The organism is Enterobacter sp. 04-C-12-SI-ECC (assembly GCF_047530715.1).
Classification (GTDB): Bacteria; Pseudomonadota; Gammaproteobacteria; order Enterobacterales; family Enterobacteriaceae; genus Enterobacter; species Enterobacter bugandensis.
In genome coordinates this window covers 387,065-402,007 of record NZ_JBLKDI010000003.1, presented here as the reverse complement: position 1 = coordinate 402,007, position 14,943 = coordinate 387,065, and the positions used below count along the sequence as shown (strand labels likewise).

Below are 14,943 nucleotides of genomic sequence, written 5' to 3'. Positions count from 1 at the left end.
CCAGAGCGGCAGCGCCTGCTGACTACACCAACTAGAATGGCAGTTGGGGTAAAACAATACTGCCATCAACCATACTGATACTGCCGTTTGAGTTTTTGATTTATATTAACTTTTGCTCAGGTGGTGTGACATAAACAAAAAGTTGTGTGATAAGTCACGAAAGATATAAACCACTAGCGTCGCGTGGAGACCGCGCCGTAACCCACGCGCTCTTTCGGCGCGGCCTCGGCGGCATCTTCAGCCGCGCTGAGGTCGCGGTCGCGGACTTCCGGCATCAGGAACGCCGAAACCAGCCCAATCACGGAATAGGCCACCAGCATGGCTACAATCGGCCACCAGGAACCCGTCATATTGCAGAAAATCCCCGCCAGTACCGGGCCAAAGCCCACCGCCACCAGACCGCCCGCCTCCTTGGAGATAGCCATTCGGGTAAAGCGATTTCGCGAGCCAAACATCTCCGCCATGGTGATATTTTCCAGCGCAAACAGCCCCAGCACGGCGAAGTTATGGATAACGATGATCGAGAGCATGATTGTCCCCGGCGCATAGCTCTTATCGACGATAATCGACAGCATCGGGTACGCCAGAATAATGGCGGAGATATTGAGGATAATGTACGGCAGCCTGCGCCCCACTTTGTCGGAAAGCCAGCCCAGCAGCGGGATGGAGATAAACCCGAGAATAGAACTTATCATCAGCGCGTCGGTGGGAATCGCTTTATCGAACAGCAGCGTCTGGACCAGATAGCCCGCGAGGAAGGTCTGGATCAGCCCCGAGTTGCCCGCCTGACCGAAACGCAGGCCGGTCGCCAGCCAGAAGGATTTACTTTTTACCATTGAACCCAGCGAGGTGTCCGGCTGCACGGTTTCTGCATCGTTTACTTTCTCAAAGACCGGGCTCTCCTTGAGGTTCATTCGCAGCCAGATGGCAAAGATCATCACCACGACGCTGGCAAGGAACGGCACGCGCCAGCCCCAGGCGAGCAGCTGTTCACGATCGAGGGCGAAGAACATAATGGCCCAGATCGCCGTGGCGCTCAGCGTCCCGCAGTTAGTCCCCATCGCCACCAGCGAGGAGATGATGCCGCGCTTCCCTTTCGGGGCGTACTCCGCCAGCATGGTCCCGGCCCCGGAGATCTCCGCCCCGGCGCCCAGCCCCTGAATGATACGCAGCGTCACCAGCAGTACGGGCGCAAAAATGCCGATCTGCGCGTAGGTCGGCAGCACGCCAATCAGCGTGGTGCAGATCCCCATCATGGTGATGGTGATAAACAGCACCTTTTTACGGCCAATGCTGTCGCCCATTCTGCCGAAGATAAAGGCCCCGACGATACGCGCGATGTAGCCCGCGCCGTAGGTTCCCATCGCCAGAATCAGCGCCATCGCGGCCGACTGTTCCGGGAAGAAGATTTCATGAAATACCAGCGCCGCCCCCAGCGAGTAGAGCTGGAAATCCATAAACTCCAGCGCGGTGCCCAGCCAGCCGGAGACGGCGGCTTTCACCAGATCTGAGGTAGTTCTTTGAGGTTGTGCTTGCGTCATAATGGCTATCTCTAAAGGTAAGATGCGTACCACTGAGAGCCCGTCTTCGCGGGCTCTTAACCGCGTGTAGGGTTATTGCCCGAACGTCAGTAAAACCTTGCAGCACTGCCGCTGGTCTTTTTCAAACAGTTCGATGGCGTCTGTTACATGGTGATAGTCAAAGGTATGGGTGATCAGTTTTTCCGGGTCGATCAGCCCTTTATCAAGCCAGTCGATGACGACCGGGAATTTGTTGGCATTGAGGCGCGAGGAGAAGATCGCCAGCTCTTTACCGGTAATCCCCTGCTGGACTATCTGGCTTGGCTCGCTGGAGAAGCCCATCAGCACGATGCGCGCCGCCGGGGAAGCCAGGGTGACCGCCTCCTGCAAAATCGACGGATGACAGGCGGCATCAATAATCAGCGTCGGCTTGATGCCTTTTTCGTCCAGCGCGACCTGCAGCGACTTTTCGCCGTTATTAAAGACCCAGTCCGCGCCGCTGCGCTGGGCCATGGCCAGACGCTCATTGATTCTGTCGACGACGATAACCTGCTTCACGTTGTAGACGCCCTTCAGCGCCTGTACGGTGACCAGTCCCATCGGCCCTGCGCCGTAGATCAGCGCAACGTCCTGTTCGGTAGGGCTAGCCTGCCCCGTCACGTTGGCGGCAATGGTGAAAGGTTCAACCATCACGGCGTGTTTATCCGGGATCGCATCCGGGATGCGCCAGGCATTTTTAGCGGGCACGGCGGCATATTCGCTGAATCCGCCGTCGCGGTGGACGCCCAGCACCACCAGCGAGGTGCAGACGTTAGGCTTACCGACGGAGCACGGGTAGCAGTGCCCGCAGCTGATCACCGGATCCACCGAAACGCGCTCCCCTAACCGGGACGGTTCTACGCCCTCGCCCACGGCGTCGATCGTGCCAAAAAACTCGTGGCCAATCACGCGCGGATATTTTGCAAACGGATTATGCCCGCGGTAGATGTGGCTGTCTGACCCGCAGATCCCGGCCAGCTTGATTTTGACGCGGACTTCCCCTGCGCCTGGCTCCGGGCGCGGACGCTCTTCAATCACCAGCTGGTTCGGCTGTTGAATCACTACGCTTTTCATCGTTCGCTCCTCGGTTACCAGTTCCACAGCGTGCCGTCTTCGAGACGGGCCACCGGCAGATAGGCCGGATCGTACGGGTATTTCGCCGCCAGCTTTTCATCAAACTCAATGCCCAGCCCCGGCTTCTCGCCCGGGTGCATATAGCCGTTATCAAAGCGCCAGCTGTGCGGGAAGACTTCCAGCATCTGTTCGGAGTATCCCATATATTCCTGCACGCCGAAGTTCGGCACCCACAGGTCGAAATGCAGCGCGGCCGCGTGGCAGATCGGCGACAGATCGGACGGGCCGTGCGAGCCGGTACGCACCTGATAGAGCGACGCGAAGTCCGCGATGCGGCGCATCCCGGTGATCCCCCCCGCATGGGTGATAGTGGTGCGGATATAGTCGATAAGCTGCTCTTCGATAAGCTGCTTGCAGTCCCAGATGCTGTTGAACACCTCGCCCACCGCAATTGGCGTGACGGTATGCTGGCGGATCAGGCGGAAGCACTCCTGGTTTTCCGCAGGCGTTGGGTCTTCCATCCAGAACATGCGGAACGCTTCGATACTCTTGCCGAAGCGCGCCGCTTCGATAGGCGTCAGGCGGTGGTGCATGTCGTGCAGGAGATGCTCATTGAAGCCAAATTTACTGCGCACCGCGTCAAACAGTTTTGGCGTGAAATCGAGGTATTTCTCGGTGGACCAGAGCTGCTCTTCCGGCCAGTCGCCTTTGGTGGCGGGCTCGTAGGCCAACCCCTTCCCTTTAGCCATGCCGTAGGTGGTTTTCATGCCCGGCACGCCGCACTGGACGCGGATCGCCTTAAAGCCCATCTCCTTATGGCGGGCGTAATCTTCCAGCACGTCGTCAATGGTGTGCCCGGTGGTGTGGCAGTAGACCATTACGCCCTCACGGGATGCGCCGCCCAGCAGCTGGTAGAGCGGCATATTGGCCGCTTTGGCTTTGATGTCCCAGAGCGCCATATCCACGGCGGAAATTGCCGACATAGTGACCGGCCCGCGGCGCCAGTAGGCGCCCTTATAGAAGAATTGCCAGATATCTTCGATACGGTGCGCGTCGCGGCCAATCAGCTGCGGGCAGAGGTGATCTTTCAGGTAGGAAGCAACGGAGAGCTCACGCCCGTTCAGCGTGGCGTCACCGAGGCCAACGATCCCTTCATCGGTAGTGATTTTAAGGGTGACAAAGTTCCGCCCCGGGCAGGTAACAAACACGTCAGCCGCGACAATCTTCATAATTCCTTTCCTTACATCGTTCGTTGTGATACTTGAAATTTACCCATCAACCCTACTACCATACAAGTATAATGATCATAAAATCAGCTAACGATCACAAAACCCGGGGGGCTCAAGCACGGCCCCATCCCGCCACAATAATCAGCATACCGCAGAGGGCAATCAGCGCCCCGGACCAGTCATATGCGCTGAGTTTGACGCCGTCCACCACGCGCAGCCACAGCAGCGCCGTGCAGACATAGACGCCGCCGTAAGCCGCGTAAACGCGCCCACTGGCCGCCGGATGCAGCGTTAACAGCCAGACAAACAGAGCCAGCGCGACGCCCGCCGGGATCAGCAGCAGTGCGCTTCCCCCCTTCTTCAGCCAGAGCCAGGGCAGGAAGCAACCGATGATTTCGCATAGCGCGGTGGCAAAAAAAAGCAGCGTCGTTTTGAGCATATTTCACGTCAGGTGAGGGTTTATTTAACCATCATACCTGATGATGCCCTTTACTTTTCCATACTTGCTCCGCGGGTATGCCGTTATTGCTCTTTGGTGTAGAATCTGAACGGGGAAACTTGCTCATCTGCACCCATTTAAAAGGAAACGCTATGACTACATTAAGCAAACGCCTTTGTCTGACAGCCCTGCTGGCGCTGTCATCGTTCGCCTTTGCCGCCTCTGCGACAGCGGAAACCAGCAAGCTCATTATTGAGTCTGGTGACAGCGCGCAAAGCCGCCAGAACGCCGCGATGGACAAAGAACAATGGAATGACACCCGCAGCCTTCGTCAGAAGGTCAACAAACGTGCTGAAAAAGAGTGGGACAAAGAAGATGTCGCCTTTGACGCACGCGATAAGTGTCAGCAAAGTGCGAACGTCAATGCCTACTGGGAGCCGAACACCCTGCGCTGCCTGGATCGCCGCACTGGTCGTACGGTAGCCCCATAATGTCGGCGCCCTGTGACGTAAAACTCCGGCCGCTGGAGCGTGAAGACCTGCGCTTTGTCCACCAGCTCGACAATAACGCCAGCGTGATGCGCTACTGGTTCGAAGAGCCGTACGAGGCCTTTGTCGAGCTGTCGGATCTTTACGACAAGCACATTCACGATCAGAGCGAACGTCGTTTTGTGGTGGAGTGTGAAGGCGACAAAGCCGGGCTGGTGGAGCTGGTTGAGATCAACCACGTTCACCGCCGGGCGGAGTTCCAGATCATTATTTCGCCGGAGCACCAGGGGAAAGGCCTGGCCTCCCGGGCGGCGAAGCTGGCGATGGATTACGGATTCAACGTACTGAATCTCTACAAGCTTTATCTGATCGTGGATAAAGAGAACGAAAAAGCGATCCATATCTACCGCAAGCTGGGCTTTATGGTAGAAGGCGAGCTGATTCATGAGTTCTTTATCAATGGTGAATACCGGAATACCATCCGCATGTGCATTTTCCAGCATCAGCATCTGGCCGGTCACAAGCCGTCAGGTGCCAGCCTGCTGAAACCAACCGCGCAGTAGCCTGCGCGGTTTCATTCTCAGTAATACTCAATCGTGTTTTTGATGGTGTACTTGCGCTCAACGGCGGGTTTGACGCTGTCGTCCGTGATCGTCAGATCGCAGCTCACCGGGTTATTGTGGCGATCGTAGTCGCAGCTTTGCGTCACGTTGCCCAGCGGCTTATCGTTTAACAGGCTCACGGCCGAGTAATCCATTCTTTTGCGCAGATCCTTAGATGGCGTCGACTGTACCGATAAATGCTGATCCCCGGAGACGGTGGTTTTCCCCAGCGGGTAGCCATCCGCATCGTAGCGATACTTCACCTCCATCTCTTTACCATGTGCGGCCACCACGAAGCCGTTGTCGTCGGTATCCCACGTCACCCCGGCTGACGGCAGTTCGGCCAGTTGGCATTTGCCCTGCAGCTTCACCTTACGCTGCTGGGTTTCTGCATCGATGTAGTAGTTTGCATCCAGCACCAGCGCTACGCCCGTGTTAGCCTCCAGATCGTGCAGCTCCAGCGTATCGAAACACCCTTCCGCCGACACAGTGCCGGTGACCCGTTTGGACACTTCACCCTTCTCGTTGAACAGCGTCTGGGTAAAATCCTTGACCGGGCCGCGAAGAGGGTCGAAATCGAATTCGTTCGAAAAACTCGCCATCTCGGGCGTAAACGACAGCGGCGCGGAGTTGTTATCACACCCTGCGAGAGTAGCTGCCAGGAGCGTTATCGCTGCATATTTCTTCACATTCTTTACCAATACAGAGAGATTATTCCCAATCATATTAGCAAATACAGTTGTTTACACGAAGCCTGCTAAAATTAATCTCTACACAGAGAAAAGGAGCTACAGATGAAACGGTTACCCTGGATTACCGCCCTGCTGTTAATGAGTGCCTCAACGGCCGCGCTGGCGGCACCGGACTCCTGCGAGCGCGTGAAAAGCGACATTCAGCAGAAGATCATCAACAACGGCGTGCCGGAGTCAGGTTTTACGCTGAATATTGTGCCGAACGATCAGGCTGACCAGCCGGACGCTCAGGTGGTGGGCCACTGTGCCAACGACACCTTTAAAATTTTGTACACCCGTACGGGCAGCGGGGCGGCGTCCGGCAATCAGGATAATGCGCCGGCTGAACCTCAGTAAATCACCGTCAATCCCCTTTGATTTGACAAGGATTAATATTTAATACCTCCAAATAAGTAACACTCACCCCATCATTAGCCCGGTTATCATTTCGGGAAAAATAATACGTAATCACAATGGTGGGGTGAGCCATGTCCGATATCGAACATCACGGCGGGATTAGCCGTCGAACACTCGTGAAATCTACGGCGATAGGTTCTCTGGCGCTTGCCGCTGGCGGAATTTCGTTGCCTTTTGGACTGAAAAGCGCCGCAGCCGCGGTACAAAATGCAATGAAACCGGCAGAAGATAAAGTGGTCTGGGGCGCCTGTTCGGTCAACTGCGGCAGCCGCTGTGCGCTGCGTCTGCACGTCCGCGATGACGAAGTGTACTGGGTCGAAACGGATAACACCGGTGAGGATATCTACGGCAATCACCAGGTCCGGGCCTGCCTGCGCGGGCGCTCCATTCGCCGCCGCATCAACCACCCTGACCGTCTGAACTACCCGATGAAACGCGTGGGTAAGCGGGGTGAAGGCAAGTTCGAGCGCATCAGCTGGGACGAAGCGCTGAACGTCATCACCGCCAGCCTGAAAGACGTGGTCAGCAAGTACGGCAACGAAGCGGTGTATATTAATTACTCCTCCGGGATTGTCGGCGGCAATATCACCCGCTCCTCCCCTTACGCTTCGCTGGTGGCGCGCCTGATGAACTGCTACGGCGGTTTCCTGAGCCACTACGGCACCTACAGCACGGCGCAAATCGCCTGCGCGATGCCTTATACCTACGGCAGCAACGACGGCAACAGCACCTCGGATATCGAAAATACCAAACTGGTGGTGATGTTCGGCAATAACCCGGCGGAAACGCGCATGAGCGGCGGCGGGATTACTTACTATCTGGAGCAGGCCCGCGAGCGTTCTAACGCACGCATGATTGTCATCGACCCGCGCTACACCGATACGGCAGCCGGACGCGAAGACGAGTGGATCCCAATCCGTCCGGGTACCGATGCCGCCCTGGTGGCGGGGATCGCCTGGGTATTGATCGACGAAAACCTGGTTGACCAGCCATTCCTGGACAAATACTGCGTTGGCTACGATGAAAAAACGCTGCCGGAAGGTGCCCCCGCGAATGGTCACTATAAAGCGTATATTCTCGGCCAGGGTGAGGACAACACGGCGAAAACGCCGGAGTGGGCCTCGCGCATCACCGGCATTCCTGCAGACCGCATCATTAAACTGGCCCGCGAGATTGGATCCGCGAAGCCGGCCTATATCTGCCAGGGCTGGGGACCACAGCGTCAGGCGAACGGTGAACTGACCTCCCGCGCCATCGCGATGCTGCCGATTCTGACCGGCAACGTGGGGATCAACGGCGGCAACAGCGGCGCCCGTGAGTCGACCTACACCATCACTATCGAACGTATGCCGCTGCCGGAAAACCCGGTCAAAACGCAAATTTCCTGTTTCAGCTGGACGGACGCCATCGCCCGTGGCCCGGAAATGACCGCTCTGCGCGACGGGGTGCGCGGTAAAGATAAGCTGGACGTACCGATAAGTTCATCTGGAACTACGCGGGCAACACCATTATTAACCAGCACTCCGATATCAATAAAACCCACGATATTCTGCAGGACGAAAGCAAGTGCGAAACCATCGTGGTGATCGACAACTTTATGACCTCATCGGCGAAATACGCCGATATCCTGCTGCCAGATTTAATGACCGTCGAGCAGGAAGACATTATCCCTAACGATTACGCCGGGAACATGGGTTACCTGATTTTTCTCCAGCCCGTGACCGCGCCGAAGTTTGAGCGCAAGCCTATCTACTGGATCATGAGCGAAGTGGCGAAACGCCTCGGACCGGATATCCATCAGAAATTTACCGAAGGGCGAACGCAGGAAGAGTGGCTGCAGTATCTGTATGCCAAAATGCTCGCAAAAGATCCCACGCTGCCGTCCTATGACGAGCTGAAAAAAATGGGTATCTATAAGCGCAAAGATCCGAACGGACACTTTGTGGCCTATAAAAAATTCCGCGAGAACCCGGAAGCCAACCCGTTGAAAACGCCCTCAGGCAAGATTGAAATTTATTCCAGCAAGCTGGCGGATATTGCGGCGACCTGGGAGCTGGCAAAAGATGAGACCATCAGCCCGCTGCCCGTCTACGCATCCACCTTTGACGGCTGGGATGCGCCCGAGCGCGCGCAGTTCCCGCTGCAGCTGTTTGGCTTCCATTTTAAAGCCCGCACCCACTCGAGCTACGGTAACGTCGACGTGCTGCAAGCGGCCTGCCGCCAGGAGGTCTGGCTGAATCCCGTTGATGCCGCGAAACGTGGCATTAAAAACGGCGATACGGTGCGCGTCTTTAACGATCGCGGTGAGGTGAGAATAGAAGCCAAAGTCACGCCGCGCATCATGCCAGGCGTAAGCGCCATGGGCCAGGGAGCCTGGCACGATGCCAATATGAATGGCGATCGTATCGACCACGGCTCGTGTATCAACACCCTGACCACGCACCGCCCGTCACCGCTGGCAAAAGGCAACCCGCAGCACACCAATCTGGTGCAGATTGAGAAGGTGTAAAAGGTGAATTCTATGACCCTGGTTTATGCTTTGGTCTGTATTAATGGTTAATCACGTCGCGCGGACATAACCGCGCGAGCAAGGAAGGTTTAATGAAAGACGTCTCACACCGTGACTCGTTCGCGTTCAGCGCCCGCGTACTGGGCGCGCTATTTTACTTCGCCCCAGACAGCGAGCAGACAGCCCCGCTGGTGCAGGCACTTACCGCTGGCGAATGGATAGAGGACTGGCCCCTGCCGCCGGAAACGCTGCTGCCCGTTGCCGAAACCTTTGCTTCATCTTCCGATGAGCCGCTGACGGATGCCTGGCAACGGCTGTTTATTGGTCCTTATGCCCTGCCCGCACCGCCGTGGGGTTCCGTCTGGCTGGACCGTGAATCCGTGCTGTTTGGCGATTCGACCCTCGCGCTGCGCCAGTGGATGCGGGAAAACAATATCGCGTTTCAGATGCAGCAAAATGAACCGGAAGATCATTTCGGCACCCTGCTGCTGCTGGCGGCATGGCTGGCCGAGAATGGCCGCAAATCGGAGTGCGATCGGCTTCTGGCGTGGCATCTGCTGCCGTGGAGCACCCGCTTTCTGTCGGTGTTTGTCGACAACGCCGGGCATCCGTTCTATATCGCGCTCGGCAGGCTTGCGCAGCTGACACTGGCGGACTGGCGATCGGCGTTGGTTGTTCCGGTTGCGGAAAAGACGCTGTACCGCTAAGGGATATGGCTTGCTCGCGGGTGGCGAGCAAGCCTTTAACCAGGGTTTGGTTGTGCATTACCACCTGATTCACTCACACTCTCTTTGCTTTGAATGAACCGGAGTGCCAAATAGAGGTCTGGCGCCAGAATCATGTCATCATCATTCATTGTTGGCCGACTTTCTTTAAACCAACGTGTTAATTCCGTTTTCCTGCCCGCAAGGATTAACATAATCTGTCGGGCTTTCAGGTCACGCTTTAACTCATTAATGGTTGCCAGGACACTGATATCTGAATAGGTGAAGCAAGCCACGGCATCAATAACCACCCATTTAGGTTGTACTGCTGCACCATCAACCAGGTTCAATACCCGACGTTTAAAATAAGCCACATTAAAATAGGTCAACGGTGAGTTAAATCGATACATCAGCACGCCCGGGACCATTTTAATATCGGTTGTATTCCCTAATGAGTGGATCATTCCATTTTCGTCAGTCCCGAGTAAGTGCTCAGAGGGACGAAATACCGTACGCAGGAACTGTAACAGGCCAAGCAACACCGCAAGGCCGATCCCCTGGATTACACCGATGATTAAAACACAGCCAAACGTAAAGAAGGCCAGGCGAAATGCCTGTTTATTTCTTCGCCTCAGGTTCCATAACCCACGTAAATCAATTAATGACCACGATGCATACATTAGAACAATACCTAATGCAGATACCGGAATAAATTGTAATGGCTGCGTGAAAAATACCACCACTAAACCTATCAGTAAGGCTGCGACTATGGAAACCAGCTGACTTTTCCCCCCAACGGAATCATTAACCGCGGTCCGGGAATCGGCTCCACTGATGGCAAATCCCTGAGATAGCCCAGACATAATGTTCGCAATACCCAGTGCCCGGAACTCTGCATCAGCATTAATTTCATAGCCATTTTTCGCGGCGAAACTGCGGGCGGTCAGCATCAGACTGACAAAACTCACTAAAGCCAGGTTCAGCGCCGGGATCACTAATTCTCGCATCGGACCGGGCTGGAACGCACCCCAGTTAACGACGGGTAAACCAGGCTGGAAGCCATCCCCCCCAATCGTGGCAATACCATACTGTTGCGCAGATGTTCCCCATACCAGTATCGTTGTTATCACAATGGCAATCAGAGGTGCTGGCCAGTTGCTGCGATACGTTTTGATAACCATTAAAATAATTAACGTTAAAAGTGATATCCCTATTGTTAATACATGGCTGTCTAAAAGTCGGCCTGGCAAGGCCAGTATTTTCTCAATAACCTGCGCTTCATCGAGCTTGATCCCCAAAACCTTGCCTAATTGCCCGACAATAATCGTCACGGCTACGCCATTAAGCAACCCTGTAAGAATGGGATGAGAAAGGAGATCGGCAAGTGCACCCAGATGGAATTTACTGGCAAGCAGGCACCACCCGCCCATCATCAATGTCATGACGATCGTCAGTTGCCAGTGCAGTTCAGGATTGCCTGCAGAAAGAGGAAACACGACGGCTGCAATCACGGCGCAGGTCGTTGCATCAGGGCCAACAATAAGCTGACGTGAAGAACCAAACAGTGCATAAGCTATCATCGGTAAAACGCAGGAATAGAGCCCCACTATTGCCCCAACACCCGCCAATTCAGCATAAGCAATAGCAACGGGTAGCGCTACAGCCGCAACGGATAATCCAGCTTTAACATCATGTTTTAGCCAGCTTTTATCGTAGGCTAACAAATTTTGTAACCCTGGCATGTACTTTAACAATAATTTTCCGAGCACTTTATTCTCCGGACAGGGATTATAGCCACGTAATATTGGCACACTTCTCAGTGAGGTTATGGTTTCCAAATGCTCCGGAGTCAGGTCGATGCCTCTCAGTTTTTGATAAAGCGTCAGTCAACTCATTATTCTGACTGCTGTTAAACATCATTTAAAAACTACCGCCCCATCATCTTTCCGGGGCGGTTCAAATTCGTCGCTATTGTGCGCTCATATTTATAAGCAACCTGCAATCAGAAACTGTACGTCACCTTCAGGCTTCCCGTTGGCGACGTTTTACGTTGCACGATCGGGCTATCACCCGCATCCCCCGTCAGCTGCGTTACGCCCGCGGAGGTGAGAACGCTCCAGCGCGAGGTGAGCCTGTAGGTCCAGTCAAGGTTCATCGACCAGGCGTAAATTCCCGCTCCGGCGTCATGTCGGGCAAATCCCGAAGCGCCGGACTGGGCAGCATTAACCCCATAGTACGTTTGCATGTACTTGCCGGAACCCCAGCTGCCCGTCAGCCCCAGCGTCACCGCATTTTTCGACGATGTGTAGAGCGGGCTGGAAATGCCGAAATGCACCGCCTCACCGTTGTCTCTCTCAGAAACCGGGATCTCAGCCTGCAGCTGCAGATTGAGCCAGTCGGTCACCTTATACCCCAGCCCCGGCACCACGATAGCGGAACCTTTGATATCGCCCATCCCCCGCAGATAGTCGCTGCCGGAGCTGATCGAATCACTGCTCACGTCTTTATCTTTACGGCCTGTTCGGTAGCTCACTGCGGCGTTGTAATCCAGGTTGCCAATGTTGTTTCCGTAACCGATACCCCGCGTGGTGCTGATAAAGAAACCATTTGCCATGGAATAATCTACTACCTGAGCTGCCGAGACCCGGCTTTTATCCGAACCCGAGTAGCGTGGCGCGACGTCCACGCCTCCCCCCAGGGTTAAGACATTGCCCTGTTTCTGCTCTGCCGCCAGTACCGGGGTAGCCAGTAACGCCAGAATAACGCCCGGCACGATGTTTTTAAGTCTGCGGCTCGGAAGTAAATAGGGGAAAGAATGACGCAGTTCGATGTTACTCATTGAAGAAGTCCTTTGGATTCAAATGATTGCAATGCAAGCGGTTTACACGCCAGAGCACTCATTCTGAATACTCACCCTGAGGTTCTTATGAGCCGAAAATGAAGAAAGGCTGAAGCGCGTGCGGGCGCTGTCAACCGGACGGATTTCCTGCTACCGTTTTTTTCTTAAGTTGTTCTTCATTCACTGTTGATACAGTTACCAATGTGAAAATCTTACTAATCGAAGACGACCTGGATCTCGGCAATGGCGTACGTATCGCCCTTTCAGATCAAGGATTTGATGTCATATGGGTTCGCCGTAAAGAGGATGCGCTGCATCAGCTTGAGGTCGGCGTGCCGGAACTTATTCTGCTCGACCTGGGGCTGCCCGACGGCGACGGCATGAGCCTGATGACGCGTTTGCGCCAGCAGCTTAAGGGGATCCCCGTCATTATCCTGACGGCGCGAGGCACCCTGCAGGATCGCCTGTGCGGGCTGGATGCTGGCGCAGACGACTATCTTGTCAAACCCTTCGTTCTCGCCGAACTGCTGGCGCGAGTCAGAGCCCTTGCGCGACGCAGCTACGGTTTTGAAAATGAAGCGATAGAAATCAGGAGCTTATCGCTTCATATCCCGACGCGTCGCGTAACGGTGAACGCGCGTCACGTTGAGTTGACGGCCAGTGAATATGCGCTGCTTGAAACGTTGATGCTGCGCGCTGACCGGGTGATCACGCGGCGGTTCCTGGAAGAGAGGATATTTGGCGCGAAGGAAAATCTCAGCAATGCCCTCGACGTGCATATGGGGAATTTGCGGCGAAAAATTGGTGACGGCTATGTACGAACGGTGCGAGGCGTCGGGTATGTCATTGATACCGTCGCAATCCAGAAGGTGACAGATTAATGCGAAATGTCTGGCACCAACTGAGGCGCCCAACGCTGGTACGGCGAATTATCATCGCCCAGATGCTGCTGCTTACCCTGCTGTGGTGTCTTTTTTTAACCTTTATTTTATTGGAAGACCTGCGTAGCCCTCCGATACTCACGGGAAGTAAGACTTACGAAACCATTTTTACTCTGGTTGATCTCAGTGACGAGCGCCCGCAGGATCGTAATGATGTCCTGGAAGCATTCAGCAAAGCGTTGCGGGAAGGCTATGGCGGCGGTGAAGATCCGGAGCTGTCGATTAACCTGCTCGTTCGCGAAAACAACGAGGTTATTTTTTCTTCTGATGGTGCACCTACGGGGGTAAAAAACACCAGACTGGGCGAAATGCAGCGCGTTCAGAGTGAAGGTCACGCCTGGACGAGCCGCACGCTTAAATCCCCCCACTCCGACGTGGAGGTTACCCTTTTCACCCCTGCCGGAAGCTGGAACTTCTTTATCTACCTGAACTCGCGGGGCTACTACATTATGCCGCTGCTGGTATGCATTCCTTTTCTTCTGTTTCCTGCGTGGCTGTCAATCCGCATTGCGATGCGCCCCTGGAGCAAGGTGGTTAATGAGATCTCATTACGTTCGCCTGACGATCTCTCCCCTTTAAAGGCTGTTCCCGGGCATAAGGAACTCCGCCAGATGGTGGACGCGATAAATGATTTTCTTGCCAGAGTGCGGGAAAGCGCTGAACGCGAACGGGTTTTCATTGCGGACGCCGCGCACGAGCTGCGTACGCCGCTGGCCGCGATGCGCATCAACGTGGAGGCGCTGCAGTCCTGGGTGAGCAGCGAGAGCCAGCGGCAGCTGCTTGCAGGGATTGTGCGCAGCAATAGCCGGGCGGCCCGTCTTGTCAACCAGCTGCTGCTGATGATGCATAGTGAAGCGCGCATTGACACCGCGATGGAGCCCGTGCCGCTAACCTCGCTCATACAAGAGCGGATGGCTGCGCTGGAGCCGCTAGCGTCCGGGCGCAAGATTGATCTGGAATTCTTCGCTGAGGATGAGATTTGGATCGCTGGCGTCAGGGAGCGTCTGATGTCGCTTATAGACAATCTCATTGAAAACGCCGTGAAGTACAGTCCTGAGGGCGGGCGGATTCAGGTAGAGGTACGCTCAGCAGATAAATCAGCCCAGCTACGCGTCTCCGATCGGGGGCCGGGTATCCCGGTTGAATTGCGCGAGCGCGTATTCGACCGGTTTTTCCGCGACCCCAATCAGCTGCAAAGCGGGAGCGGACTGGGGCTTGCCATTGTCAAAGCCGTTGCACAGCAGCACGGCAGCAGCGTAAACCTGAGTACTTCCGCAGAAGGTGGCCTGCTGGTGACGGTTGACTTCCCGAACCGCACGTATAGCTAAACCGGAACAGGGTGTTTGATCGCAAATGCCGCAGATTGCTTCAAAAAAATTACCGTATTTGTTATATTGTTGTTTATTGCTTA

At 55.1% G+C, this 14,943-nt stretch carries 13 protein-coding genes and 1 pseudogene; 7 read left to right on the top strand and 7 right to left on the bottom strand.

What is annotated here, in order from left to right; all coding sequences use genetic code 11:
- Window positions 1-173 precede the first annotated feature (173 nt).
- The 4 genes from ACMWL8_RS07930 to ACMWL8_RS07915 form a co-directional block, all read right to left on the bottom strand.
- Window positions 174-1,541 (bottom strand): MFS transporter, encoded by a 1,368-nt coding sequence (locus ACMWL8_RS07930; protein WP_028013006.1) that lies wholly within the window; start codon window positions 1,539-1,541, stop codon window positions 174-176.
- A gap of 72 nt (window positions 1,542-1,613) precedes the next feature.
- Window positions 1,614-2,633 (bottom strand): Zn-dependent oxidoreductase, encoded by a 1,020-nt coding sequence (locus tag ACMWL8_RS07925; protein ID WP_045261441.1) that lies wholly within the window; start codon window positions 2,631-2,633, stop codon window positions 1,614-1,616.
- 14 nt (window positions 2,634-2,647) lie between these two features.
- A complete protein-coding gene (manD, locus tag ACMWL8_RS07920; protein WP_028013004.1) occupies window positions 2,648-3,862 on the bottom strand; it encodes a D-mannonate dehydratase ManD in 1,215 nt (404 codons plus the stop codon).
- 112 nt (window positions 3,863-3,974) lie between these two features.
- Complete coding sequence (locus ACMWL8_RS07915; protein WP_045261442.1) at window positions 3,975-4,301, bottom strand: YnfA family protein; 327 nt, start codon at window positions 4,299-4,301, stop codon at window positions 3,975-3,977.
- Window positions 4,302-4,453: 152 nt separating this feature from the next.
- Here ACMWL8_RS07915 and ACMWL8_RS07910 point away from each other — a divergent pair, with 152 nt between their 5' ends.
- Entirely contained in the window at window positions 4,454-4,792 is a 339-nt protein-coding gene (locus ACMWL8_RS07910) for a DUF1283 family protein (protein ID WP_008502414.1), read from the top strand.
- Window positions 4,792-5,352: a spermidine N1-acetyltransferase gene (gene speG / locus ACMWL8_RS07905; protein ID WP_041910220.1), complete on the top strand. Its 561-nt coding sequence runs from the start codon at window positions 4,792-4,794 to the stop codon at window positions 5,350-5,352. Before ACMWL8_RS07910 ends, speG begins: the two co-directional genes overlap by 1 nt.
- A gap of 17 nt (window positions 5,353-5,369) precedes the next feature.
- Here the strand turns inward: speG and ACMWL8_RS07900 are convergent, their stop codons facing one another.
- Window positions 5,370-6,116: a YnfC family lipoprotein gene (locus tag ACMWL8_RS07900; RefSeq protein WP_032644870.1), complete on the bottom strand. Its 747-nt coding sequence runs from the start codon at window positions 6,114-6,116 to the stop codon at window positions 5,370-5,372.
- Between the two features lie 69 nt (window positions 6,117-6,185).
- On the opposite strand from ACMWL8_RS07900, the gene ACMWL8_RS07895 reads away from it, so the two are divergent.
- From ACMWL8_RS07895 to dmsD, 3 genes and pseudogenes are all read left to right on the top strand, one after another.
- Window positions 6,186-6,479: a DUF1161 domain-containing protein gene (locus tag ACMWL8_RS07895; protein WP_028013000.1), complete on the top strand. Its 294-nt coding sequence runs from the start codon at window positions 6,186-6,188 to the stop codon at window positions 6,477-6,479.
- A gap of 131 nt (window positions 6,480-6,610) precedes the next feature.
- Window positions 6,611-9,048: pseudogene (gene ynfE / locus ACMWL8_RS07890) on the top strand (selenate/tellurate reductase subunit YnfE).
- Between the two features lie 92 nt (window positions 9,049-9,140).
- On the top strand, window positions 9,141-9,755 hold the full coding sequence (dmsD, locus tag ACMWL8_RS07885) for a Tat proofreading chaperone DmsD (protein WP_045261443.1): 615 nt from the start codon (window positions 9,141-9,143) through the stop codon (window positions 9,753-9,755).
- A 35-nt stretch (window positions 9,756-9,790) separates the two neighbouring features.
- Here the strand turns inward: dmsD and ACMWL8_RS07880 are convergent, their stop codons facing one another.
- Both ACMWL8_RS07880 and ACMWL8_RS07875 read right to left on the bottom strand, forming a co-directional pair.
- Window positions 9,791-11,521, bottom strand: coding sequence for a SulP family inorganic anion transporter (locus ACMWL8_RS07880; protein ID WP_045261444.1), 1,731 nt, complete (start codon window positions 11,519-11,521; stop codon window positions 9,791-9,793).
- Between the two features lie 233 nt (window positions 11,522-11,754).
- The gene (locus ACMWL8_RS07875; protein ID WP_045261445.1) at window positions 11,755-12,591 is read right to left on the bottom strand and encodes a MipA/OmpV family protein; all 837 of its coding nucleotides are present in this window, start codon (window positions 12,589-12,591) and stop codon (window positions 11,755-11,757) included.
- Window positions 12,592-12,794: 203 nt separating this feature from the next.
- Here ACMWL8_RS07875 and ACMWL8_RS07870 point away from each other — a divergent pair, with 203 nt between their 5' ends.
- Both ACMWL8_RS07870 and ACMWL8_RS07865 read left to right on the top strand, forming a co-directional pair.
- Window positions 12,795-13,472, top strand: coding sequence for a response regulator (locus ACMWL8_RS07870; protein WP_028012995.1), 678 nt, complete (start codon window positions 12,795-12,797; stop codon window positions 13,470-13,472).
- Entirely contained in the window at window positions 13,472-14,860 is a 1,389-nt protein-coding gene (locus ACMWL8_RS07865) for a sensor histidine kinase (protein WP_045261446.1), read from the top strand. Before ACMWL8_RS07870 ends, ACMWL8_RS07865 begins: the two co-directional genes overlap by 1 nt.
- Window positions 14,861-14,943 lie beyond the last annotated feature (83 nt).